The sequence below is a fragment of the Natrinema sp. LJW11 genome, assembly GCF_056135975.1.
In genome coordinates this window covers 77314-99250 of sequence record NZ_JBWBDM010000004.1, presented here as the reverse complement: position 1 = coordinate 99250, position 21937 = coordinate 77314, and the positions used below count along the sequence as shown (strand labels likewise).

Genomic DNA, 21937 nt, shown 5'->3' with positions numbered 1-21937 from the left:
TACGTTTATGAGTCAGCCCTCCGATCTCGCATCCATGGCGTCCGAGAAGCTACAGGACGGTCTGCGAAGCGTCGCAGCCGGACTGCTGACACCGTTCGACGACGACGGAGCGATCAATCACGACCAACTGGCCGACAACGCCGAGGCCCTCTCGAGGGACGGACTCAGTACGTTCCTCGCGTGTGCGAACATCAGCGAGTACCACTCGCTGTCCCACCAAGAGCGGATCGACATCACCGAAACGGGCGTATCGGCGCTGCCCGACGACGCGTGCGTCCTCGCCGGCGTCGGAGGCAGCACGAAGACCGCACGCGATCTCATCGCCGCCTACGACGAGATCGGCGTCGACGCGATGATGATCATGCCGCCGGATCACACGTACGTCCACGAACAGGGGCTCCTCGAGTACTACGAGGCGCTCGCTGACGCGGCAGCGGTCGGCATCGTCCCCTATATCCGCGGCTTCGAGCCGTCCGTCTCGTTTCTCGCGTCGCTGACCGAGATCGAGGGCGTGGCCGGGATCAAGTACGCCATCCCGGACGCGGTCAAGTTCGGGCAGGCGGTCGCAGCCGGCGACGACGATGTCGTCTGGGTCGACGGCATGGCAGAACCTCACGCGCTATCGCTCTGGGTACAGGGTGCCGAGGGATTCACCGCGGGCGTGACGAACTTCGAACCGCGGCTCGGGCGGGCGTTGCTGACGGCGCTGCGCGACGAAGAGTGGGAACGGGCACGCGACCTCCAGAACGCAGCGGTCCCGTACCAGCAGTTCCGGAACGGCACCGGCGAGGAAAACACGCTCGCGGACGCGATCAGCGTCCCGGCGGTCAAGTACGGGCTCGAGCTCGCGGGCTACGATGGCGGCGCCGTCCGCGAACCGATCGTCGGTCTGTCGGCGGCCGACCAGCGACGAGCCGAAACGCTTTACGAGGAACTCCAGTCCGATCTCGACCGGCTTCTCTGAAGCCGGGCTGCGACTGCCGTCCGTTTTTCCGACGCGATTTCTTCGAACCGTCCGTTTCGCCACACGACCGAACGCGTTGTCGCGTCCTCGCTCTCCGCGGTCGTCCGTCATCGTCGGAAGCCCGTATTTCGGTGCCCGAGGCGGGCGAACATCGACTCTCAGGGGCGCGTTCGGTTCGATTCTGCAGCGAGCGACGAACCAGCGTCCGGTCCCACCGGACACCAAGACACGACCGCCGATTGATTCCTGCCCCAGAGTTACACTCCTATGGATGTAATTTAGAGCGACACTCCGTATATGACCGGTCGAAACGACCGGTTTCAGCGGAGAACGGCCCGTTTCGTTCCGTTCCGTCTCGCATCCGGTGATGCCGAACGAAATATGCGGTTCTCTGGCACGATCCGTCGCCGAAACCGACTGGATTTCCAGTGCGATAGCGCCGCCGCTGCCCCATCGAACGAACGCAAAACCCGGTCCACGACCCGCTGACTCGAGTCGGCGAACGCCGATGGCCCCGTTAGATCATTCGGTACACTTCGTCCATCCACTGATCTGAGTCGTCGTCGACGGTGATTCCCTCCATCTCCTCGGCCCAGCGGGCCTGCGCGTCGCTCTCGTCCATTACTTCTTGAATCGCGTCCGGCTCCTCGAGTTCGAGGAAGCCGAAGACGTGGCCGTCGGACTCGAAGACGCTGTAGGTCTCGAGCCCGGCGTCGGACTCGAGGTAGGCGTCCTCGAGCCACTGGGGAACGTTTTCGTGCGCCTGGCGATACGCCTCGCGCTGTCCGTCAGCGATTTTCAGGTGGAACGCAATGCGTGCCATACGGATATCGCATCGAACGCCTCCCTCATAGCTATTCCCCCGTCTCCCGCTCGAGCGTTCACACGAGGCGGTAGCGGTCGACGACCGATTCGTCGACGTCGATCCCGAGGCCGGGGCCCTGGGGCACCGCGAGTTCGCCGCCGGTCGGATCCAGCGGGGACTCGAGCAGGTCGTCTCGGAGCGGATTCTCGCTGCGGTCGAACTCGAAGAGGACGGGATCTGGCTCCATCCCCTCGGCGTGGGGGTACGTCGACAGGCTCGCGGCGAACTGCAGCGCGGCCGCGGTCCCGACCGCGCTGTTCCAGACGTGGGGTCGAACGACCGCGTTCGCCGTCGTCGCCAACTTCGCGAGGAACCGGGCCTCGGCGAAGCCGCCACAGCGCCCGAGGTTCGGCTGGACGACGTCGATCAGTTCCTCCTCGAGCAGTCGCGCGAACTCGAAGCGGCCGTAGTGGGCTTCGCCGGCGGCAAGCGGGACATCGACGCGCGACCCGATCTCGCGGTACCCCTCGTAGTTCTCAGGCGGGACCGGCTCTTCGACCCACGTCAGATCGTATGGCTCGAGTTCGCGGATCGACGCGATCGCCCCTCGCGGCGTATAGTTGCCGTTGAAATCGACCATCAGGTGCGCGTCGTCGCCGAGGATCTCGCGGGCGATCTCGACGCGCCGGCGGTCGTCCTCGCGGCCGCCGCCGAGCTTGATCTTCGCCGCGGTAAACCCCTCCGCGACGGCGTCTTCCATGGGGTCGGCCGGGTCCTCCCCCCACTCGGTGAGGTACATCGTCGACGCGTACGGGACGACCGACTCGACCCGACGGCCGCCGAGCAGTTCGTGGATCGGTTTCCCGACTGCCTTGCCCCGGAGGTCCCACATCGCGACCTCGATCCCCGAGAGCGCGGACTGTGCGAGGGCCTCGCGAGCGGCGTGGTAGCCGCCGATGTCGCCGGTGTAGACGCGGTCGGCCAGGGATTCGGCCGCGATCGGCGAACTCCCGAGTACGGCGTCGGCGAACTCGTCCTCGATCAGCGCCGCGACCGCCCGCGGCGAGGCGAACGCTTCGCCCCAGCCGACCGTTCCGTCGTCCGTCTCGAGGCGGACGAGCGTCGTCGATCGCGACTCGGTCATCCCGCGCGAGCCGCCGAACGCACGCCCGTCTTCCAGCTCGTGTGACAGCGGAATCGCCGCGAGGTCAGTGATCTCCATGACACGTGTACCCATTTCGGGCGCCCTGAAATACCTTCTCCGTCTCGCGTCACCGCCCCCGCCGCCGGTCCGCGACGACTGCGCCTCGAGATGGGCTACTGGGTCGAACGACGGCGTCCGCTCGAGCGCACCCGGCTCGGCCAGGGGTTCGTCCGAGGCCCGGATACCGAACGGCTGATACGGGAGGGCGGTGCAGATAGCCGCCATGCAACGAGACGGGATCCAGTTCCACAACGTCGGCGAGGTTCTGCCGGCCGACGGGCGGGACGGAGCGCTACTGCAACGCGTTCCCGAGGCCGTTCGGACCGAGCTTAACGACGGCGCGCAGTCGCGGATGCGCCACCCCGCGGGCGTCGAACTCCGGTTCGTCCCCGACGGGCCCGCGCGGGTCACCCTCTCGACGGTACCCGGCGGGAGCGCCGGAACCGGGACCGTCCGGGTCTTCTGGGGGCCGATTCAAGGAGCGAGCGAGGCCGTCGGAACCGATCCGGTGACGCTCGAGCTCTCGCCGCCGAGCGAACTGATCGACCTCGAGCCGGCGGTGAGCGACTCACTCGCGTTCGATCCACAGGTCTGCCGGCTCCGCCTGCCGGGCGAGCACCGCGGGGGGCCGATGGTCTACCACGGTGTCGAGGGTGACGTTCGCCCGCCGCGCGCGGACGAACTACCCGACCGGCGCTATCTCGCCTACGGGACCTCGATCACCGAGGGCGAGGCACCGCTGGGCGAGCACCTCACCTACGTCAGTCAGACGGCCCGACGGCTCGACGCCGATCCGATCAATCTCGGCTCCTGTGGCACCGCCTACTGCGACGCCGCGATGGCCGACCACATCGCCGAGCGCGACGACTGGGATATCGCGACGCTCTCGATCTCGGTGAACATGATCGGGACCTTCGCTCCCGACGAATTTCGCGGCCGCGCCGCGCGGATGATCGATCGGATCGCGAGCGCCAACCCCGACAAACCGGTCGTCGCGATTACGATCTTCCGCAACGCCCGAGACGTCCGCCGGAGCGCCGATCCGGAGGGGCCGTCCGAGCGGTTCCGCGAGGAACTCCGCGCGGTCGTCGCCGAGACGCCCCACGAGAACGTCCACCTCCTCGAGGGGCCGGAACTACTGCCGACCGTCGCGGGGCTCACAACCGATCTGGTCCACCCCGGCGACGACGCCATGATCTCGATCGGCGAGCGCCTCGCCGCCGAACTCGAGGCGCTGCTCGAGGGCTGACTGGCGGGAGACGGCGCACGGAGAGGACGGATCGAGAACGACGATACCGAGAAAGCGACCACCCGTCCGACTACCGAAACTGCGGCATGACTTCGTCCGCGAACAGTTCCATGCCGCCGGTGTCGGGGAAGTCGACGAACCAACCCTGAAACTTCGTGACGCCGGCGTCGATCCGCCGCTCGATCGCTTCGGCGCACTCTTCGGGCGTTCCCATGATGAAGTAGTCGCTCGCGATCTCCTCGGTCGTGATGTCAGCCTGATCGACGTACTCCTCTTCGAACTGGATCGGGATCATGAGCTCGAGCAGGCGCTCGTATTTCTCGGGATCGCGCGTACAGATGACGTGTCCGTCCCAGGAGTACTCGATCTCGTCGGGATCGCGACCGACCGTCTCGCAGTGGTCTTCGATGACGCCGATCTTGTGTTCGAGGGTCTCCGGCGTCCCGTTGAACACGTCCGTGTTCCAGACGTCGGCGTGTTTCGCGACGAGTTTCAGCGTCACGTCTTCGCCCTGCCCGCCGACCAGGATCGGCGGGTGCGGGTCCTGAACCGGCCCGGGCTCGCAGTGTGCGCCGTCGATCTCGTAGCGCTCGCCCGCGAACGAGGCGGCCTCGCCGGGCTCGGTGGCCCACAGTTCCTTCATGAGCCGGATTCCCTCGTCTAACCGCATCAGCCGCTCGAAGCCGTCGCGGTACTCCCAGCCGTAGGCCTCGTACTCGGGTTCGTGCCAGCCGGCACCGAGTCCGAGCTCGAGGCGACCGTCGGAGATGACGTCCAGCGTCGCGGCCATCTTCGCGACGAGCGCGGGGCTGCGGTAGTCGTTACAGAGAACGAGCGAGCCGAGATTGATGTCGTCGGTGAGGCCGGCCAGTGCGGACAGCAGCGTCCAGCACTCGTACTCGGCGTGATCCCGGCCGAGCATGAGGTGGTCCGGTGCCCACGCGGCGTCGAAGCCGAGTTCCTCGGCTTTCAGAACGCCTTCCTTCGTCGTCTCCCAGTCGAGTCGCTCGTAACACGGCGTGTCGCGGTGGACGGGATCGGTTCCCGACTCCGGCGCTCCCGCGAACACCGGGACGTTGTATTCGAACGTGATATCGCTCATGGATCACTCCACGCTGTAGTGCTCGAGGGCCTCGGGGTTGGTCGCCGAACTCAGCCCGACGGTGTCGGGCAGGGGGACGGTCCCGTTTTCGGCCTGGGGCGGATTCGCGTAGATCGCGTCGGCGTAGGTCGACTCCTGCTCGCCCTGCCGTTCCTGATACCACTCCGGGATGGGGAAGTACTCCGCCATCGGCGCGTTGGTCGAGGCGGCGATGAAATGCAGGGTCGGGTTCGTCCCGGAGTGGGGGATCACCGGCACGTCGCGAGCGCTCGCCATGGCGTCGATCCGCCGGAGTTCCGTCAGGCCGCCACAGCGGTGGATGTCGGGTTGGAGGATGTCGACTGCCTCGCGCTCGAGCAGTTCCTTGTGGCCCCAGCGGGTAAACTCGTGTTCGCCGCCGGAGATGGGAACGTTCGAGGCCTCGCGGACCTCCGCGTAGCCGTCGATGTCGTCGGGGATAACCGGCTCCTCGACCCACTCCATGTCGTAGCGCTCGAGGCGCTTGAGCATCTTCTTGGCGTATCGGACGTTCCAGCCCATGTACGCGTCGCCGGCGATCGCGATCTCGTCGCCGACGGCGTCGCGAACCGTCTCGACTATCTTCTCGTTTTCCTTCATGCCCTGCCGGCCCGCCTCCGGGCCGTACCGGAACCGTAGCTTCATCGCGTCGAAGCCCTGCTCCGCGTAGTCCTGCGCCTCGCGCGCGAGCGTTTCGTGGTCGACCGGGTGGAGGTTGCTCGCGTAACAGGGGATGTCGTCCGTGACCGGGCCGCCCAGCAGTTCGTAAACCGGCTTCCCGGCTTCCTTGCCGGCGATGTCCCAGAGCGCGAGGTCGACGGCGCTGATGGCCTCGATGGCCGCGCCCTTCCGACCGAAGGGGATCGTCGCCCGGTACATCATGTCCCACAGTCGTTCGCGCTGGTGGGGGTCCTCGCCGACGACGAGCTTGGAGAGCGTCTCGTTGACGATCGTCTCGATCGAGCCCGTCGCCCAGTTGCCGACGCCGATGCCGGTAGTACCCGCGTCGGTCTCGACTTCCACGACGACGTCGCCGACCGGTCCCATCCACTTCCGACGGGCCTCCGGGTTGTCGCCGTCGGCGTTGTTGTACTCGTCGAACTTGCTCATAACGGTGACGAGCGGGAACTCGACGAACTCGCCCCAGGAATCGGTGCTGACCTTCGTGACGGTGATATTCGTTATCTCCATAAGTTTGAATTCACTTCCGACGAACTCAGTCCGACGTGTGTCTAACAGCCACATAAGTGTTTATGGTGTCCCGACCGCGAGACGACCGCGCTGGATCGTCTCTCGCGCCGTTCCGCCCGTCTCGAGCCCATCGACGCCGTGTACGACCGCCGGCGATCGCCAGCCGGACTCGAGCGGCTCGTTTCCGCCCGACCGACCGTATTTCACACCTAAAGTTATATGTAGGTGAGTCACCCACCTACTGATAGCTCGATCAGAGCGAGGTAACCCTAGATGAAGGCTATAGTACATACCGGCCCCAGATCCATCGAGATTCGCGAACGTGAGAAGCCAGTTCCCGACGTCGACGAGGTGCTCGTTCGCGTTCATTCGGCGGGGCTATGCGGCAGCGACGCGCACGCGTACACCTACGAAGACGGCTACGAGTGGATCCCGATCCCGCGGATCATGGGCCACGAGTACTCCGGCGAGGTCGTCGCGGTCGGCGACGACGTCACCGACTTCGCGGTCGGCGACCACGTCGTCGAGGAGCCGATCCACGACTGCGGTTCGTGTTTCCAGTGCAAGAACGGACAGCCCAACGTCTGCCAGAACTTCGAGATCACCGGCATGCACAACGACGGCGCGTACACCGAGTATACGACGGTCCGACCGCGAGATCTACACCTGATTCCGGACGACGTCCCGCTCGGACACGCGAGCATCACCGAACCGCTCAGCATCGCGACGCGCGCAGTGTTCGACCAGTCCACCGTGACGCCCGGCGACACCGTCCTCGTCGAAGGGCCCGGCCCGATCGGCGTCCTCGTCGCGGCCGTCGCGGACTCGATGGGCGCGAACGTCGTCGTCTCCGGCCTGGGCAAAGACACCGAGTATCGGCTACCGCTCGTCGAACGGCTCGGAATCGAGACGGTCGACATCGAGACGACAGATCTCTCGGACGTCGTCGAGGCCCGAACCGACGGCATCGGTTTCGATACGGTGTTCGATACGACCGGCCACTCCAGCGGCGTCGAGATGGCCATTGACAACGTCCGCAAGGGCGGGCAGGTCGCCGTCGTCGGTCTTCCCGGCTCGCCCAGCGAAGTGTTCATGACGCCGGTCGTCCGCGGCGAGGTCGACGTGAATACCTCCTACGGCTCGACGTGGCAGAATTTCGAACAGGCCATCCGACTCCTCTCGGCCGGCGCGATCGACGCCGACGCGATCATTGACCGCTCGTTCAGCGTCGACGATCCGACCGCCGCGTTCGAGGCGTTCCTCGAGTCGGAGACCTGCAAGCCGGTCTTCTCGTTTTCCGAGTGAGGCGAGGCGGCGGTGACCGCTCGGTTCGCAGTACGGTCCGATGACGCGAGCGCTGCCGACCGGACGACGACTACCGGACGACGACTCCGCGAGAGAACGAGGCGAGCGGTATCCGACCGTTCCGTTCGTTCGCTTTGCCAGTAAGACCGATAACGGATTTATCACTAACTAATATATAGCTGCTCCTGTAACAGTGTGATTGCCACACGCGGTGGTAATTACCCATGACAGGAGACGAGACTCCGTCAGACGGAGACGAATCGAACTGGACGATGCCCCGGCGCGGGGCGCTCGGATTGCTCGGTACCGCCGGTCTCGGGGCCGTACTCGCCGGTACCGCATCGGCTCAGGGGAACGGCAACGGCGATCAGCCGTGGGACGAGTGGGACGCCGACGTCGACGCCGGCGGCCACGATCTGACCGAACTCGGCGCGCTCGCGACGGTTGCAACCGACGCGCCGATCTCTGACTTCGCCGGGCAGAACCTTCGCGTCGACGACGACGGGGTGCTCAACGCCGAGAGCTCCCCCGACTCGGTCCACGTCGTCACTGAGTACCCCGGCGACACGCTCGATCAGAAGATAGCGAACGTCCTCGAGGCGCTCCCCGAGGGCGACGGCATCCCGACCCAGCAGCCGGGACACAAAATCGTGATTCCCGCGCCCGATCCGGACGATCCGGCTGCGGCCGACGGCCTCCCGGCCTGGCGGTTCGAGTCCCCGGTCGAGATCGGGAACAACACCGGCAAACTGGTGTTCGAGATGGGATGGACTCTGATCTACGCTACGGAGTCGATCGAGAGCTTCTTCGTCATCGGTCCGGACGAGAAGACCGAGAACATCAACCTCTACGGTGGGATGTTCTACGCCAAGGGGAACGTGGAGCGGTCGTTCGTCGACATCCAGGGCGTCGGCCACATGCACGTCTCCCGACTGTATCTCCAGAGCCTGACGGATCGAAACGCGGTGCCGGCCGGGATCAGGCTCGCGGACTACCACGGCTCGAGCGAACTGACGATCAAAGACACCGAAGTGACCGGCTGTCGCGACGGCTTCCGCGCCGAGTACGGGAGCGACGACGTGCCCTACGGTCCCTCGTTCGATCTGGACATCTCCAACTGGCGCGGCGGCGGGGGTGAGCACAGCATCCGGATCGACGGCGGCGCGTCGATCACGCTGGACTCGATTCAGGTCGGCGGTCACCCGCTCCAGTCGGTCAGCGAGGATATCGTCAGGCTCGAGAACTCGGTCAACGAGACCCGGAGCGTGTCGATCTCGAACGTCCACGAGCGCCACAACGCGATGGACTACCACAGCGGCGTCAGGGTCGCCGACGTGACCGACGGCGAGGGCCCCCGGCACAACGGGATCTTCGTCGAGAACGTCGACCTGTTCCACGCCGAGTACAGCACCGACGTCGAGTACGCGTCGTACTTCGATCAGCAGAACCTGCGCCCCGCGCCGAAGGTGAGCGACGACGCGGCCGGGTCGACGCGCTGGTTCGACGACGGCGTGCAGAAACACGAGACGCACAGGTCCCACGAGTTCCACGCCGGCGGGTCACCCACGCTCGCCGTCGGCGAGGACGACGTGCGGATCGCCGGTGCCGGCGACGGGGCCGTCCTCACGACGCCGGACGGCCAGCGCCGATATCGCGTTCGGATCGACAACGAGGGGACCCTTCTCACCGAGGAGGTAAAAGACGGCGGCGACCGCACGGGGATCATCGAGAGCTTCGAGGACGGTGATCTCGACGCATACGAGGGCGCGACGGACGCCTACGTCGTCGACGACGCCGACCCGGTCGGTCATGGCGACAACAGCCTCAAGAACACCTCGGGTGACGCCGCGGTCGTCGTCTCGACGAGCGGGCTGGCACGGTACCCGCGAGCCGGAGACGCGTTCGCCGCGCAGGCGGCCCGGACCGGAACGAACGACAACCTCGGGATCGCCTTCGGCGCACAGGATACGGAGAACTTTTACTTCGCACGGATCTATCCGGAGAGCGAGGGCGATCGCCTCCAACTGTACAAGCGCGTCGACGGCGCGTACACCGAACTCGCCAAGGCGAACGTCTCGGTCGAACGGGGCGCGCTGTACGACTTCGTCATCGACTGGGGCGAGTTCGGCGAGATCGACGTCGAGGTTCGCGGCCCGTCCGGCGACGCGATCGGCTCGGTCGCCGCCACGGACGAGACGTTCACCGAGGGCGGCATCGGCGTCCGCAGCACCGGCGCCCTCGACAACGTGCGGTTCCGCTGAACGCGCGTCGCCGCGTGTCCACCGATCGGTCACCGATGCGCTCGAGGTCGCGGTTTCGCGCGGGAACGGATCGAACCGGCGGGTCCCATAGCAACCCCCGTTTCCCGCTCGCGGCCGTGATCCCCTGGCTGCGCGGATTCCCGTTGGCACGATCGGACGATCGCTGCGCTCCGCTCGCGTGCAACGCAACGTTTAGTATCGCCCGACGCGTCGGGTTTCGCACACGATGGTGCTGGACACTCACACGCACGCGTGGACGCGGTCGACGCGAGACCAGCCGTGGGTCAACGGCCCGCTCGTCGAGACCGTCGACGAGTTCGACGTCGATACCGTTTACACCGCCGAGAAGCTCCTCGCGGACATGGACGCCGTCGGCGTCGACGAGGCGATCGTCGTCGGGTATCCGATCTGCGAGTGGACCGACAATCGGTACACGGTCCGCTGTGTAACGGATCACGACAGGCTCTCGGGGATCGTCATGCTCGATCCCTTCGCCGACGGCGCGGCCGACCGGTTGCGCGAGGCGATGGCCGTCGACGGCGTGCTCGGCGTTCGCCTCGGGGCGATCTGTCCGTACGATCGAATGTGGGAGGCGTTCGATCCCGACGCGGACTGGCTCCGCGAGGCGATCGACGAGACGGCGTTCTGGGCGGCCGCCCGCGAGACCGACGCGCTGGTCCAGATCCTCGCCGACGTCGACCAGCTCGAGCAGGTGATCGACCTCGTCGAGACCCACCCTGACCCGTCCTATGCGCTCGATCACTTCTGTCACGCCGGCCCCGACGTCCCGCCCGAAGAAGCGCTCGCCGCGCTCGAGCCCCTCGCCGGCGACGAGTACGACGTCGCCGTGAAACTCTCCGAAGTCGTCCACCGCTCCGAGGAAGCGTTTCCCTACCGCGACATGCACGACCACGTCCGCTGGCTGCTCGACACGTTCGGCCGCGAGCGCGTCGTCTGGGGGTCGGACTTTCCGAACGTCAGCGACGAAGCGACCTACGAGGAGAGTCTGCGGTGGCTCGAGCACGTCGACTGTCTTTCGAAGAAAGACCGAGAGTGGATCACCGAACGCTCGATGCGGAGGCTGTGTGGACGCTGAGCCCTACTCGCTGACGACGTGATTCTCGAGCGTCCCGATGCCCTCGACCTCGGCTTCGACCGTGTCGCCCGGCGAGAGCAGCTCCGGCGGATCGCGGAAGATACCGACCCCGCCCGGCGTGCCGGTCGAGATCACGGTGCCCGGCTGCAGCGTCATTCTGTGACTGAGGTACTCGATGGCGTCGCCGACGTCGAAGATGAACTCCGCCGTCGAGGACGCCTGTTTCACCTCGCCGTTGACCCGAAGTTCGACGTCGACGTCGTCGGCATCGATCGCTTCGGGTGCGGTCAGAGCTGGTCCCATCGGTGCGAACGTGTCGTAGCTCTTCCCCCGGAAGAACTGCCCGTCCTCGAACTGGGCGTCGCGCGCGCTGACGTCGTTGACGACCGTGTAGCCCGCGACGTACTCCTCGGCCTCGTCGGCCGAGACGTCGCAGGCGGTCCGACCGATGACGACGCCGAGTTCGACCTCGTAGTCGACCTGCTCGACGTCCTCGGGATGGACGATCGGCGCGTCGGGATCGGTGACGCTCCCGGGCGACTTCGCGAAGAGCATCGGCTTGTCCGGGATCTCCTCGTCTTGCTCTTCGGCGTGGTCGTAGTAGTTCAGCCCGACACAAATGATCTGTTCGACCGACGGGATCGGTGCCAGCCGGTCCTCGGGCTCGTCGATTTCCGGCAGTTCCCCCGTCTCGACGGCGCGGCGGACCCGCCGACGGTAGCCCGGCGTCGCGAGGTCTTCGATCGTCGGTTCTCCGAAACGGTCCAGCGCGTACGACTGGTCGTCGACGGTAACGCCCCAGCGGACGCCACCGCTGGTCGCGAATCGAACGAATTGCATCATCTCAGGATTCCTGTCCTGGGTCTTGAATCTTTCTCTCGGATCGTGGAGACGGACCGCACTCGCCCCGATCACCAGGACTCGTCGGGTGCGACGAGCGAGATCGGATGGCGCGGCCGACGGGCGAGGAGCCCGTCCAGTTGCTCGAGGCACGAGGTCCCGCTCGCGACGACCGTTCGATCGGCGGCCTCGGGTGCCTCGAACTGTTCCCTGAGCCGGTCCCCGACGTCTACGCTGAGTTCGTAGTACTCGCTCTTGTAGCCGAAGCTCCCCGCCATGCCACAGCACTCGACGTCGGAGGTGAGGACGTCGTACCCCAGTCGCTCGAGGACGTCCGTCGTGTAGGCCTCGAGTTCGAGCGTGCGCTGCTGGCAGTGGGAGTGGTAGGCGACGTCCGATCCGCCGGCGTCGGTACCGTCGACGCCCCGCAGCGGCGCGGGATCGGCCCCGTTCTCGAGCAGGCCGTAGACGTACTCGAAGACCTCGTAGCTGCGCTCGGAGAGCGCCTCGTAGCGCTCCGTCTCGAGGAGGCGCTCGTACTCGCCGCGGAACATCGCGAGATCGCTGGGTTCGATTACGACGACGTCGTACCCCGCCTCGAGGTGGGACTCGAGGTCGGCGGCGACGTCGCGGGCATGACTCTCCGCGGTGGCGATCATCCCCTGGGAGAGCGGCGCGCGGCCGGAGGAGGCGACGTCGGGAACCTCGACTGCGACCCCCAGCGCCTCGAGCGTTCGGACGGCGGCCTTCCCGCGGTCGGTCCGGATGTAGTTCGTGTAGAGGTCGGGGTAGACGACGGCGTGGTAGTCGGCGTCGACGGGTCGGGGCTCGTCCCGGCTTCGGAACCACTCGACGAACGTCTCGCGCTCGAATCGGGGCAGGTCGCGGCGGCGGTCGACGCCGATGACCCGTTCCATGAGCAGCCGCGATGGGAGCGTGTCGGCGGCCCAGTTCGACACGGGCGCGGTCGCGGATCCGAGTTTCGCCAGCGTCGAGAAGTTGCCGAAGAAGCGCTTCTGCAGGTCGAGTCCGGCGGGCTCCTCGTCCGGCGTGAGCCCCTCGACGAGGAAGTCGAGGTCGCCCTCGTCAGCCCCGCGATTGCGCCGGTCGCGGACGACAGTATTGATCCACGGGATGTCTATCTTCACCGGACACTGGTTGACGCACCGCGAGCAGCCGGTACAGAGGTCGTTGAACTCGTCGGCGGACTCCTGGCCGTGGACGCCGGCCTCCCAGCCGGTCGCGATCCCGCCCGAGTAGGTCTCGCCGCCGAAGACGTGGCCGCCGACGGACTGGAAGTTCGCACACGAGTTCGCGCAGGCCGAACACCGGATGCAGTACAGCGTCTCCCGAAGCTGGTCGTCGTCGCGCATGTCCATCCGGCCGTTGTCGAGCAAGACGAGGTGGAACTCCCGGTCGTCCGGGTCGTCTGCGATCGGTTCGTCGTCGTCGAAATCGACCGTCGGCGTCGCGACCGGCGGCGAGAACAGCGAGACGTAGGAGGTGATGTCCTGTCCCGTTCCCGAGCGCGCGATCAGTTCGACGAACGGCTGGAGGTCCTCGAACGTCGGGACGATCTTCTCGACGCCCGCCACCGCGACGTGCGTGTCGGGCACGGCGACGGTCTTGCGAGCGTTTCCCTCGCTCGTGACGAGCGCCATCGTCCCCGTGTCCGCCGTCACGAAGTTCGCGCCGGTCACGCCGACGTCCGCGTCCTCGATCCGCTCGCCGAGGTACTCCCGCGCGAACGCGGTCAGCTCTTCCGCCGTCTCGAGTTCTTCCTCGGGCTCGAAGTACTCGTTGAACAGGGCGGCGATCTCCTCGCGGGACTGGTGGATCGCCGGCGCGACGAGGTGACTGGGCGCTTCGTCGGCCACCTGCAGGACGAACTCGCCGAGGTCGGTCTCCCAGACGTCACAGCCCTCGGCCGCGAGGGCCTCGTTGAGGTCGATCTCCTCGGTCGTCATCGATTTCGACTTGACGACGGTCTCGGCCGCCCGCTCGCGGGCGACCTCGCGGACGTATCGGTTCGCGTCGACGGCGTTGTCGGCGACGTAGACGGTCCCGCCGTTTTCCTCGACCGCCTCCCGGACCCCCTCGATCAGCTCGGGGAGGCGTTCGATCGCGTCCTCCTTGATCGCGCGCGCTCGGTCCTTGTACGCGTCGTAGTCCTCGAGTCGGGCGACGGACTCGTAGCGTCCCTCGTTGAACCCGCGGGCGTTGCGCTCGACGCTGTCGCCTTCGGTCTCCATGATGTGGCGGATCCGTTCGGCCTTGGCCGTCCGGGATCGTTCGCTCGCCATTACGCCTCCAGAACGATCGCGTGGGTCTCTCGCGGGCCGTGGACGCCGTAGACGAGTTCGCCCATGTCGGCGGTCGCGCTCGGGCCGGTGGCGATCACGGCGTCGTCGCTCCCGGCGCGGAACCGCTCGCCCAGCCGCTCGAACGCCGCGGCCATGTCGGGGACGAGGTCCCGTTCGCGCACGACGATCACGTGGCGATCGGGAAAGAGGCCGGCGAGTTCGGCCCCCTCCGGCGTCGACTCGAGGACGACCGAGCCGTAGTCGGCGACGCCGAGCGCGGCGGCCGTCACGCCGCAGGCCGCTTCGCGGAGCTGGTCGGGCCTCGGCTCGAGGACGACGTCCGACCCTGCGAGCGACGCGTCCTCGAAGGGGAGGGGCGCACCGACGGCGGGCCGGTCGACGACGTCGGCGAGCGTTTCCTGAAACGCGGCCGGCGAGGTCCGAGTGACGGCGGTCCGGACGCTCTCGAGGTTCGTTTCGAACGTCTCTAGCTGTGTTGCCATTGCGTGGTCGTCACTGACTCGTGCCACGGATTTGGATCTTGTCATTGACCACCACGTCGTCGCGGACGAAACCAGTGCGCTCGTCGGTGCCGTCGGTGGCTAAAAGAACCGCTGTGCCGGCCGTCGATCGCTCGGCAGCGGTCGGCGGCGGCGATCGCTATGGGACGGCGTCTCTTCGGTCCTCAGTAGTTGTCGTAGACGGTCTTCTCGATCGTGTAGAACTCCAGACCCTCGTCGCCCTGTTCTCGCCAGGTCTCGCTCGAGGAGTCCTTCATCCCGCCGAAGGGGACATGGAGTTCGAGGCCGGTCGTCTTCGCGTTGACCTTGGCGACGCCGGCCTCGATCTCGTCGACGAAGCGGTTGGCCTCGGTGTGGTCGTCCGTGACGACGCTCGCGGAGAGGCCGTAGTCGACGCCGTTGGCGACCGCGAGCGCGTCGTCGAAGTCCTCGACTGCGAGGACGGCGAGGACGGGACCGAACACTTCCTCCTGTGCGAGGCGCATCGACGGCTCGACGTCGGAGAAGACCGTCGGCTCGACGTAATAGCCGTCGCGGTCGAGCGCCGACCCGCCGGTCTTGAGGGTCGCGCCTTCATCCCGGGCGATGTCGACGTACTCGAGGGTGCCCTCGAGTTCGGACTCGCTGACGTGGGGGCCCATGTCGGACTCCTCGAGTCCCGGACCGGACTCGATCGCCGCGGCGCGGTCGACGACCGCCTCGACGAACTCGTCGTAGACGTCCGCGTGGACGATCGCGCGTGAGCAGGCGGTACAGGCCTGGCCGGTCACGCCGAAGGCGCCCGCGGCGACGATGTCGGCGGCCTCCTCGACGTCGGCGCTGTCCGAAACGATCGTCGGGTTCTTGCCGCCCATCTCGAGCTGGACGCGCTTGCCGTCCTCGGTCGCCTGGTCGTAGACACTCGTACCGACCGCGGTGGAGCCGGTGAAGGAGATCGCGTCGACCGAGTCGCTGGTAACGAGTTCTCCGCCGACGCTGCTGCCGGGGCCGGTCACGAAGTTGGCGGCGCCGTCGGGGAGCCCCGCTTCGTCGAGCGCCTCGAAGATCGCGTGTGCGACGCCGGGGGCGATCGATGCCGGCTTGAGAACGGCGGCGTTACCGGCAGCGAGCGCGGGTGCGAGCTTCCACGCCGGAATGGCGATCGGGTAGTTCCACGGCGTGATCAGGCCGACGACTCCGAGGGGCTCTTTGACCGTATACAGGGTCGTGTCCCGACTGCTCGGGCTCTTGACCGTCCCGCCGAGGTCGTGCGTCTTCGAGCCGTAGTAGCGGAAGATGTCGATCGCGCGTTGTACCTCGCCAGCGGCCTCGCCCCTCGTCTTCCCCTCCTCGCGGACCAGCAGCTCCGTCAGTTCGTCTTTCCGATCGGCGAGGATACGACCCGTCTCCGCGAGGATCCGTCCTCGCTCGGGCCCCGGTGTCGCGCCCCACTCGTCCGCCGCCGCCGCCGCGGCCTCGATGGCCCGTTCCGCGTCGGCCGCACTCGATTGCTGGTAGCGCGCGACGACTTCGTCCGGCGCGGCCGGGTTCTCGACCGCAACGGTGTCGCCAGTTTCGGATTCGATCCACTCTCCGTCGACGTAATTGCGTTGCTCGACAGCCATCATCGAATAGTACTCGAACTGATGCATAACGATTTCGGTCGTCGGAAGCCGTTGCCACCGGCTCGAGTCGCGATCCGCTTCGGCGCCGGAATCAGAGCGGCGGGACGTTGCCCGCGGTCCGGTATCCGCAGTCGCCGTCGATCACAGTCTCGGCGGCGGTGCAGTCGTTGATCGCGAACAGGCGCGCGTCGTCGCAGGCCGCCGTTGCGAGGAAGGTCCCGGTGTCCGAACCCGCTCGACAGTTCCTGATCGTACTCGCCGTCGTTCCCTCGAGGGAGATCGCGGCGGCCGTCCCCCCGTCCCCCGCCGGCCGCGCCTGCCGTCCCTCGAAGCCGTCGATCGTGACCCCGTCGACGTCGACGCAGCGAACGCCGTGTGCGAAGTAGTCCGGAAGGTCGTCGCCCCACTCGAGCGCGACGTCGGCCAGTTCGAGACCGGCGACGCGCTCGCAGTGAACCCCCGAGATATCGGTCGCGTAAATCGGGGCCGTGACCGCGGTCGGTTGCAGATCGACGTTCCCGCCGACCGCGTCGGCGTGACGGCCCGCCTCGATCGACAGCGAGACGGAGTCGAGGCGAACGTTCTCGAGCGTCGCGTCCGCGTGGCCGTAGACGAGCGCGCCGTTCTCGGCGTCGGCGACGACGTTCGAGAACCGGACGTCCCTGACCGCGCCGAGGTCGGTCTCCCCGTCGCGCGGGACGGACGTTACGTAGATCGGTTCGGCCTTCCCCCACCACGGCCCCGGCAGCAGGCGCGTCTCGAGGGTGACGTTCGAGAACAGGACGTGCTCGATGGAGCCGCCGTCGCGGTGTTGGATCCCCAGCCCCCGATTCGAGCCGTAGACGACGCAGTTGTCGATCGTACAGTGGCGGATGTCGCCGCTCGTCTCGGAGCCGAGTTTGATCGCGCACGCGCTCGAGGCCAGCGTGCAGTTGGTAACGGTCACGTGCTCGCAGGGCCGGTCGCGGTCGTCGTGGGAAACGATCGTGATCGCGTCGTCGCAGGCCTCGATCGCGCAATCGGAGACGCGGACGTTCCGGGAGTTGCCGATCGCGACCCCGTCGCAGTTCGGGATCCGCATGTGGTTGCGGATCGTCACGCCGCGGACGTTGACGTCGACGCAGTCGTCGAGGCTGAGCGTCCATGCGGGCATGTCCCGCAGCGTGACGTCGCGGATCGAGACTCCGTCGCAGTCGACGAGGTGAACCATCGGTCCCGGTCGGAACGACGGCTTCGCGACCGGCCACTCCTCGGTCGCTCCCGATCGATCGAGGTAGCCGTCGCCCTGCCGAGCGCGGTGGGGCGCGTTCGACACGAGCGGGTGACCCTCGCTCTCGCCGGAGTGCTGGCGGATCGGTTCCGCCGTGTCCGCGATTTCGCTTCCGCGGCCGTCGATCGTTCCCTCGCCGACGAGCGCGACGTTCTCGACGCCCTCCGCGAGCACGAACGGCCGCTCGCCGTCGGGGCCGACGTGGCGGTCGACGAACGCTGACTTCGACTCGGCGGGGAACAGCCGGGCCCCCGCCTCCAGGCGGAGCGTCACGTCACTGCGGAGGTGGACGGTCCCGAGGACGTACTCCCCGCTCGAAACGGTGACGGTCCCGCCGCCAGCGGCGTTGCAGGCGTCGATCGCGTGCTGGACGCGCTCGGTCGCGAGGGGGGTCGTCGCCTTCGCGTCGCCGCTCGATTTGGCGAGGGGTTCGATCCGGAACGGCGGGGTCGACTCGGTACGATCGGTCATCTCGTCCGAGTCATCGGTACGAACTGTCTAAATCCCTCCGCTCGGCGCCACTCCGTTTGGCCGGTGATCGACTTCCGCTATAGCTGATGGTAAAGAACTAAGTTCACGAATGATGACTGTCATCGTGTCGCAATGGCGCGACGGTGTTTGCTATGAGCAACGAGAGCGATCAGCGGCGAACGGAACGGCCGTCTCGAGCGGAGACCAACGCCTCGACTTCGATGGGGCGACGCGGAGCGATGGCGGTGCTCGGTGCCGCCGGACTCGGAACGGCCCTGACCGGCACGACGAGCGCACGGAGCACAAACGAAAGGGAGGGCTCGGAGACGGGCAACCAGCCGTGGTACGAGTGGGACGCCGATGTCCACGCCGGCGGGAACGGCCTCTACGGACTGGAGGCCCTCGACGTATCGCACACGTATACGGACGCCGGCGAGGCGGATGTCCTCGTCTGGCGCGACGACGACGGCGTCTACTACGCGGACGGCGGGGACGAGACGATCGCGAGCGGCGAGGAGCCGATGTCGGTCGTCCAGTCGGCCGTCGACGGACTCGAGGCCGATCGGACGACGAAAGCCACGGTTCACGTCGCAGCGGACCTCGCGGTGAGCGAGGACCACGAGCGAACGAGCGTCGACGTGCCGAGCCACACCCGACTCGACATCGCGGGCGCGGTGACAATCGACGGCGAGACCGGCGCAGTTCTCTCGCTGCAGAGCGTCGAGAACGTCGATATTCCGCGTCTCACCGTGACGGGCGCGGCGAGTCAGGCGATCTTCGCCGACGATTGCTCGGACCTGACGATCGGTCGCCTGTGGATCGACGGCGTCACCGTGCAAGGAGTCCGGATTCAGGGCGGTAGCTCCGATATTCAGATCGACACCGCGTACGTGACCAACACCGGCCACCACGGGATCGAGACCTACGACGTCGAGCGGATTCAGATCGGGCAGGTGACCGGCGTCGATCCGGGGAGTTGCGTGTTGCTGTTGAACGAAACGTTCGACGCGACCGTCGGGCAGGTCGTCGGCCAGAACCCGTCGTTCGACTATGCGACGTTCCGCCTCGCGAACGGCTGTCGGAGCGTGTCGGTCGGCCGCGTCGTCAGCCGCGGCGGCGTCCGCGGGCTGTCGATCATCACCGGGACGCGGGATGTCACCGTCGGCGAGGTCAACATTCGGGGCGGTTCGAAAGCTGGTATCCTGCTGGTCGACGTCAGGAACGTCAAGATCCTCGGGGGCACTATCAAGAACTTCGACGGCCCCGGCGTCAACTTCTGGTCGCTCGGGCTGCAGGGCTCCGCCTCGGAGATCAACGAAGGGATCACCCTCGCAAACCTGCGGATCACCGACGACCGCGACGATCCCGCCCAGCCGTGGGCGATCAGGGAGGACGGCGCCTGTCTCCACAACCAGTTCATCAATAACGACGTCCGCGGCGGCGGGACCGAGGGGTCCATCCGGGTCGCCTCCGAGACGACCGTCGTCCACGGCAACGTCGGCGGCGGCATCGATCAGGGGACCGTCACCCTCGAGTCCGGTTTCTCGCCGGCCGCCCGCGTCACGGACGTCTCCGGGCACTATCGTTCGACGATCGAGGCCCGCACGACGCCCGCCGGCGAGGCGGGCGCGGCGGTCGCGTGGGAGCAGTACCCCGAGTGGAACGGCGACTCGTGGGACCTCGTCTTCGAGTGGCGGACCGATCCCGGCGCGGACGTCGATCTCGATTACGTCGTCGACCGGCCGCGCGCGACGATCGGCCGATCGATCGACCGAGACGCCCTCTGGGAAGAGGCCGTTCAGTCGATCGAATCCGGGACCTACCGGATCGTCGCCGAACACAGCGACAAGGTCCTCGAGGTCGCGGACGGCTCGACGGCCGCGGGCGCGCCGATCCAGCAGGGCGAGTGGGCTGACGAACCCCATCAGCGATGGGTGGTCGACGGCGGCATGGACGGTCGACAGGGCACCTTCACGCTCGCCGCGGCACACAGCGACAAGGGAATCAGCTTCTCCGGCGAGCGAGCGGTACAGGGAAACGTCGCGGAGTACCGGATGGAGCGATACGAGACCGGCTTCCAGATCGACGTTCCGGGGGGCCGGCTCGAGGTCGCGGACGCCTCGACGGCCTCGGGCGCACCGGTCCGCGCCGGCGACTGGGAGGGCAAAGCCAACCAGATCTGGCGATTCGAACGGCTGTAGCTGGCAGCTGGAGATCGATTTCCGACCACCGACGGTCGACGCTCTTTTTCGCGATCTACGCGACTCACTTGAGAAGTGACGTATCGAGAGCTGGCGCGTGCTGTGGGACCGCGACGTTTTGATGACGAACGGAGCGAAACGGCGACGAAAACCGGGGTCCGCTAGATGTAGTCTTCCGGATCGGGGCGGTCGTCTTGCTCGTCGTCGCGCAGGTACCGCCGTGCGGCCGGAATGAACTGGTACCGCAGATCGACGTAGAACGAGACGATTCCGTAGATCCAGAAGAAAAACAGCGCTACTGCGGCGACGATGAACAGGACGCCGGTAGTCGTCACCATCGGTCTCTCACCCCTGAATCTCTTCGGAGGAGCTCGCTTCGGTATCCATCGCGATCTGCTCGACGAGCGAGTGGGCGATCGCGTCGCCCGTCGCCTCCTCGAAGAGGTGGACCTTGTCCCGATCGAAGACGACCTCGACCAACTCGTCCTCCTCGATCTCGGTGTCCGGATCGATGGTCACGAGCAACTCCGCCTCGTCCGTGCCCATGAGTTCGCCGTCGTCGTCATCCGACGTGGCGTTCCGGGGAACCAGATAGGCGTACGTCTGATCGCCCACCGGCTCGAGCACGTCGACGACCGTCTCGAACGAGGCGCTGGCCGTCGCGGGTTCGTCGTCGCTCTTGGCGAGGTAGACGTCTTCCGGCCGGATGCCGACCCTGACGTCGCTGCCGTCGTGTTCGGCCCCGAGCGCGTGTCGGAGGTGGAAGTGCTCGAGATCGATGGCGTCCCCGTTCATACTGCCGTCGAAGATGTTCATCGACGGGCTGCCGATGAAACTCGCGACGAACTCGTTTGTCGGTCGGTTGTAGCACTCGAGGGGCGGTGCACACTGCTGGAGCGTTCCCTGGTTGATGATGGCGATGCGGTCGGCCATCGTCATCGCCTCCTCCTGGTCGTGGGTCACGTACACGGTCGTGATCCCCAGGTTCTTTTGTAGTCGCTGGATCTCCGTCCGCATGTGGACCCGCAGCTTCGCGTCGAGGTTGGCCAGCGGCTCGTCCATGAGGAACACTTCCGGTTCGCGGACGATCGCGCGGGCGATCCCGACGCGTTGCTGTTGACCGCCGGAGAGTTCGCTCGGGCTTCGATCGAGCATCCCTCGGAGCTGGACGGTCTTCGCCGCCTTCTCGACCCGGCGGTCGATCTCGTCCTTGTCGAAGTCCCGCAGCCGAAGCCCGAAACTGATGTTCTCGTAGATGTCCATGTGGGGGAACAGGGCGATGTTCTGGAAGACCATCGAGATGTCCCTGTCCTTGGGCGGCTCGTTCGTTACGTCCTTGCCGGCGATCTCGACCGTGCCGCTCGACGGCAGCGTTAGTCCCGAGACCATTTCCAGCGTCGTCGACTTTCCGCAGCCAGACGGGCCGACGAGACAGAGGAACTCGCCCTCTTCGATCTCGATGTTCATCTCCTCGACCGCGACGACGGCGTCGTATCGCTTTGTCGTATCTCTTAGGTTAACGTGTCCCATGT

Annotated in this window: 18 protein-coding genes; 6 read left to right on the top strand and 12 right to left on the bottom strand. The window is 66.7% G+C overall.

The window, feature by feature from the left end:
• Positions 1 to 34: 34 nt before the first annotated feature.
• Positions 35 to 964 (top strand): dihydrodipicolinate synthase family protein, encoded by a 930-nt coding sequence (locus tag AC0QDI_RS12330; protein ID WP_474668538.1) that lies wholly within the window; start codon positions 35 to 37, stop codon positions 962 to 964.
• A 517-nt stretch (positions 965 to 1481) separates the two neighbouring features.
• On the opposite strand, the gene AC0QDI_RS12325 is transcribed toward AC0QDI_RS12330, so the two are convergent.
• Together AC0QDI_RS12325 and AC0QDI_RS12320 are read right to left on the bottom strand one after the other, a co-directional pair.
• Positions 1482 to 1787 carry an L-rhamnose mutarotase gene (locus tag AC0QDI_RS12325; RefSeq protein WP_474668536.1) on the bottom strand — a complete coding sequence of 102 codons (306 nt, stop codon included), beginning with the start codon at positions 1785 to 1787 and terminating at the stop codon, positions 1482 to 1484.
• A gap of 58 nt (positions 1788 to 1845) precedes the next feature.
• Complete coding sequence (locus AC0QDI_RS12320; protein WP_474669227.1) at positions 1846 to 2991, bottom strand: mandelate racemase/muconate lactonizing enzyme family protein; 1146 nt, start codon at positions 2989 to 2991, stop codon at positions 1846 to 1848.
• A 205-nt stretch (positions 2992 to 3196) separates the two neighbouring features.
• Between AC0QDI_RS12320 and AC0QDI_RS12315 the strand changes: the two genes are divergently transcribed.
• Positions 3197 to 4222, top strand: coding sequence for a GDSL-type esterase/lipase family protein (locus AC0QDI_RS12315; RefSeq protein WP_474668534.1), 1026 nt, complete (start codon positions 3197 to 3199; stop codon positions 4220 to 4222).
• Between the two features lie 70 nt (positions 4223 to 4292).
• Here the strand turns inward: AC0QDI_RS12315 and AC0QDI_RS12310 are convergent, their stop codons facing one another.
• From AC0QDI_RS12310 to AC0QDI_RS12300, 3 genes are read right to left on the bottom strand one after another with little or no spacing between them, the layout of a single operon-like run.
• Positions 4293 to 5324: an LLM class flavin-dependent oxidoreductase gene (locus AC0QDI_RS12310; protein WP_474668532.1), complete on the bottom strand. Its 1032-nt coding sequence runs from the start codon at positions 5322 to 5324 to the stop codon at positions 4293 to 4295.
• Between the two features lie 3 nt (positions 5325 to 5327).
• Positions 5328 to 6533 (bottom strand): enolase C-terminal domain-like protein, encoded by a 1206-nt coding sequence (locus AC0QDI_RS12305; protein ID WP_474668530.1) that lies wholly within the window; start codon positions 6531 to 6533, stop codon positions 5328 to 5330.
• 60 nt (positions 6534 to 6593) lie between these two features.
• Entirely contained in the window at positions 6594 to 6740 is a 147-nt protein-coding gene (locus AC0QDI_RS12300; protein WP_474668528.1) for a hypothetical protein, read from the bottom strand.
• Positions 6741 to 6806: 66 nt separating this feature from the next.
• Between AC0QDI_RS12300 and AC0QDI_RS12295 the strand changes: the two genes are divergently transcribed.
• The 3 genes from AC0QDI_RS12295 to AC0QDI_RS12285 all read left to right on the top strand — a co-directional run bounded on the left by AC0QDI_RS12295 (position 6807) and on the right by AC0QDI_RS12285 (position 11195).
• Positions 6807 to 7838 carry a zinc-dependent alcohol dehydrogenase gene (locus AC0QDI_RS12295; RefSeq protein WP_474668526.1) on the top strand — a complete coding sequence of 344 codons (1032 nt, stop codon included), beginning with the start codon at positions 6807 to 6809 and terminating at the stop codon, positions 7836 to 7838.
• A gap of 224 nt (positions 7839 to 8062) precedes the next feature.
• The gene (locus AC0QDI_RS12290; RefSeq protein WP_474668524.1) at positions 8063 to 10099 is read left to right on the top strand and encodes a hypothetical protein; all 2037 of its coding nucleotides are present in this window, start codon (positions 8063 to 8065) and stop codon (positions 10097 to 10099) included.
• 229 nt (positions 10100 to 10328) lie between these two features.
• Positions 10329 to 11195: an amidohydrolase family protein gene (locus AC0QDI_RS12285; RefSeq protein ID WP_474669225.1), complete on the top strand. Its 867-nt coding sequence runs from the start codon at positions 10329 to 10331 to the stop codon at positions 11193 to 11195.
• A gap of 3 nt (positions 11196 to 11198) precedes the next feature.
• On the opposite strand, the gene AC0QDI_RS12280 is transcribed toward AC0QDI_RS12285, so the two are convergent.
• The 5 genes from AC0QDI_RS12280 to AC0QDI_RS12260 all read right to left on the bottom strand — a co-directional run bounded on the left by AC0QDI_RS12280 (position 11199) and on the right by AC0QDI_RS12260 (position 18204).
• The gene (locus tag AC0QDI_RS12280; protein WP_474668522.1) at positions 11199 to 12035 is read right to left on the bottom strand and encodes a fumarylacetoacetate hydrolase family protein; all 837 of its coding nucleotides are present in this window, start codon (positions 12033 to 12035) and stop codon (positions 11199 to 11201) included.
• Positions 12036 to 12106: 71 nt separating this feature from the next.
• Positions 12107 to 14338, bottom strand: coding sequence for an LUD domain-containing protein (locus AC0QDI_RS12275; protein ID WP_474668520.1), 2232 nt, complete (start codon positions 14336 to 14338; stop codon positions 12107 to 12109).
• Positions 14338 to 14841 (bottom strand): LutC/YkgG family protein, encoded by a 504-nt coding sequence (locus AC0QDI_RS12270; RefSeq protein WP_474668518.1) that lies wholly within the window; start codon positions 14839 to 14841, stop codon positions 14338 to 14340. The genes AC0QDI_RS12275 and AC0QDI_RS12270 overlap by 1 nt, the downstream gene beginning before the upstream one ends.
• A 182-nt stretch (positions 14842 to 15023) precedes the next feature.
• On the bottom strand, positions 15024 to 16463 hold the full coding sequence (gene xacF / locus AC0QDI_RS12265; protein WP_474668516.1) for a 2,5-dioxovalerate dehydrogenase: 1440 nt from the start codon (positions 16461 to 16463) through the stop codon (positions 15024 to 15026).
• A 91-nt stretch (positions 16464 to 16554) separates the two neighbouring features.
• Entirely contained in the window at positions 16555 to 18204 is a 1650-nt protein-coding gene (locus tag AC0QDI_RS12260) for a glycoside hydrolase family 28 protein (RefSeq protein WP_474668514.1), read from the bottom strand.
• A gap of 152 nt (positions 18205 to 18356) precedes the next feature.
• On the opposite strand from AC0QDI_RS12260, the gene AC0QDI_RS12255 reads away from it, so the two are divergent.
• Positions 18357 to 20405: an RICIN domain-containing protein gene (locus AC0QDI_RS12255; protein WP_474668512.1), complete on the top strand. Its 2049-nt coding sequence runs from the start codon at positions 18357 to 18359 to the stop codon at positions 20403 to 20405.
• 161 nt (positions 20406 to 20566) lie between these two features.
• On the opposite strand, the gene AC0QDI_RS12250 is transcribed toward AC0QDI_RS12255, so the two are convergent.
• On the bottom strand, positions 20567 to 20743 hold the full coding sequence (locus AC0QDI_RS12250) for a DUF8005 family protein (RefSeq protein WP_474668510.1): 177 nt from the start codon (positions 20741 to 20743) through the stop codon (positions 20567 to 20569).
• 7 nt (positions 20744 to 20750) lie between these two features.
• Positions 20751 to 21935 carry an ABC transporter ATP-binding protein gene (locus AC0QDI_RS12245; protein WP_474668508.1) on the bottom strand — a complete coding sequence of 395 codons (1185 nt, stop codon included), beginning with the start codon at positions 21933 to 21935 and terminating at the stop codon, positions 20751 to 20753.
• Positions 21936 to 21937: the final 2 nt, after the last annotated feature.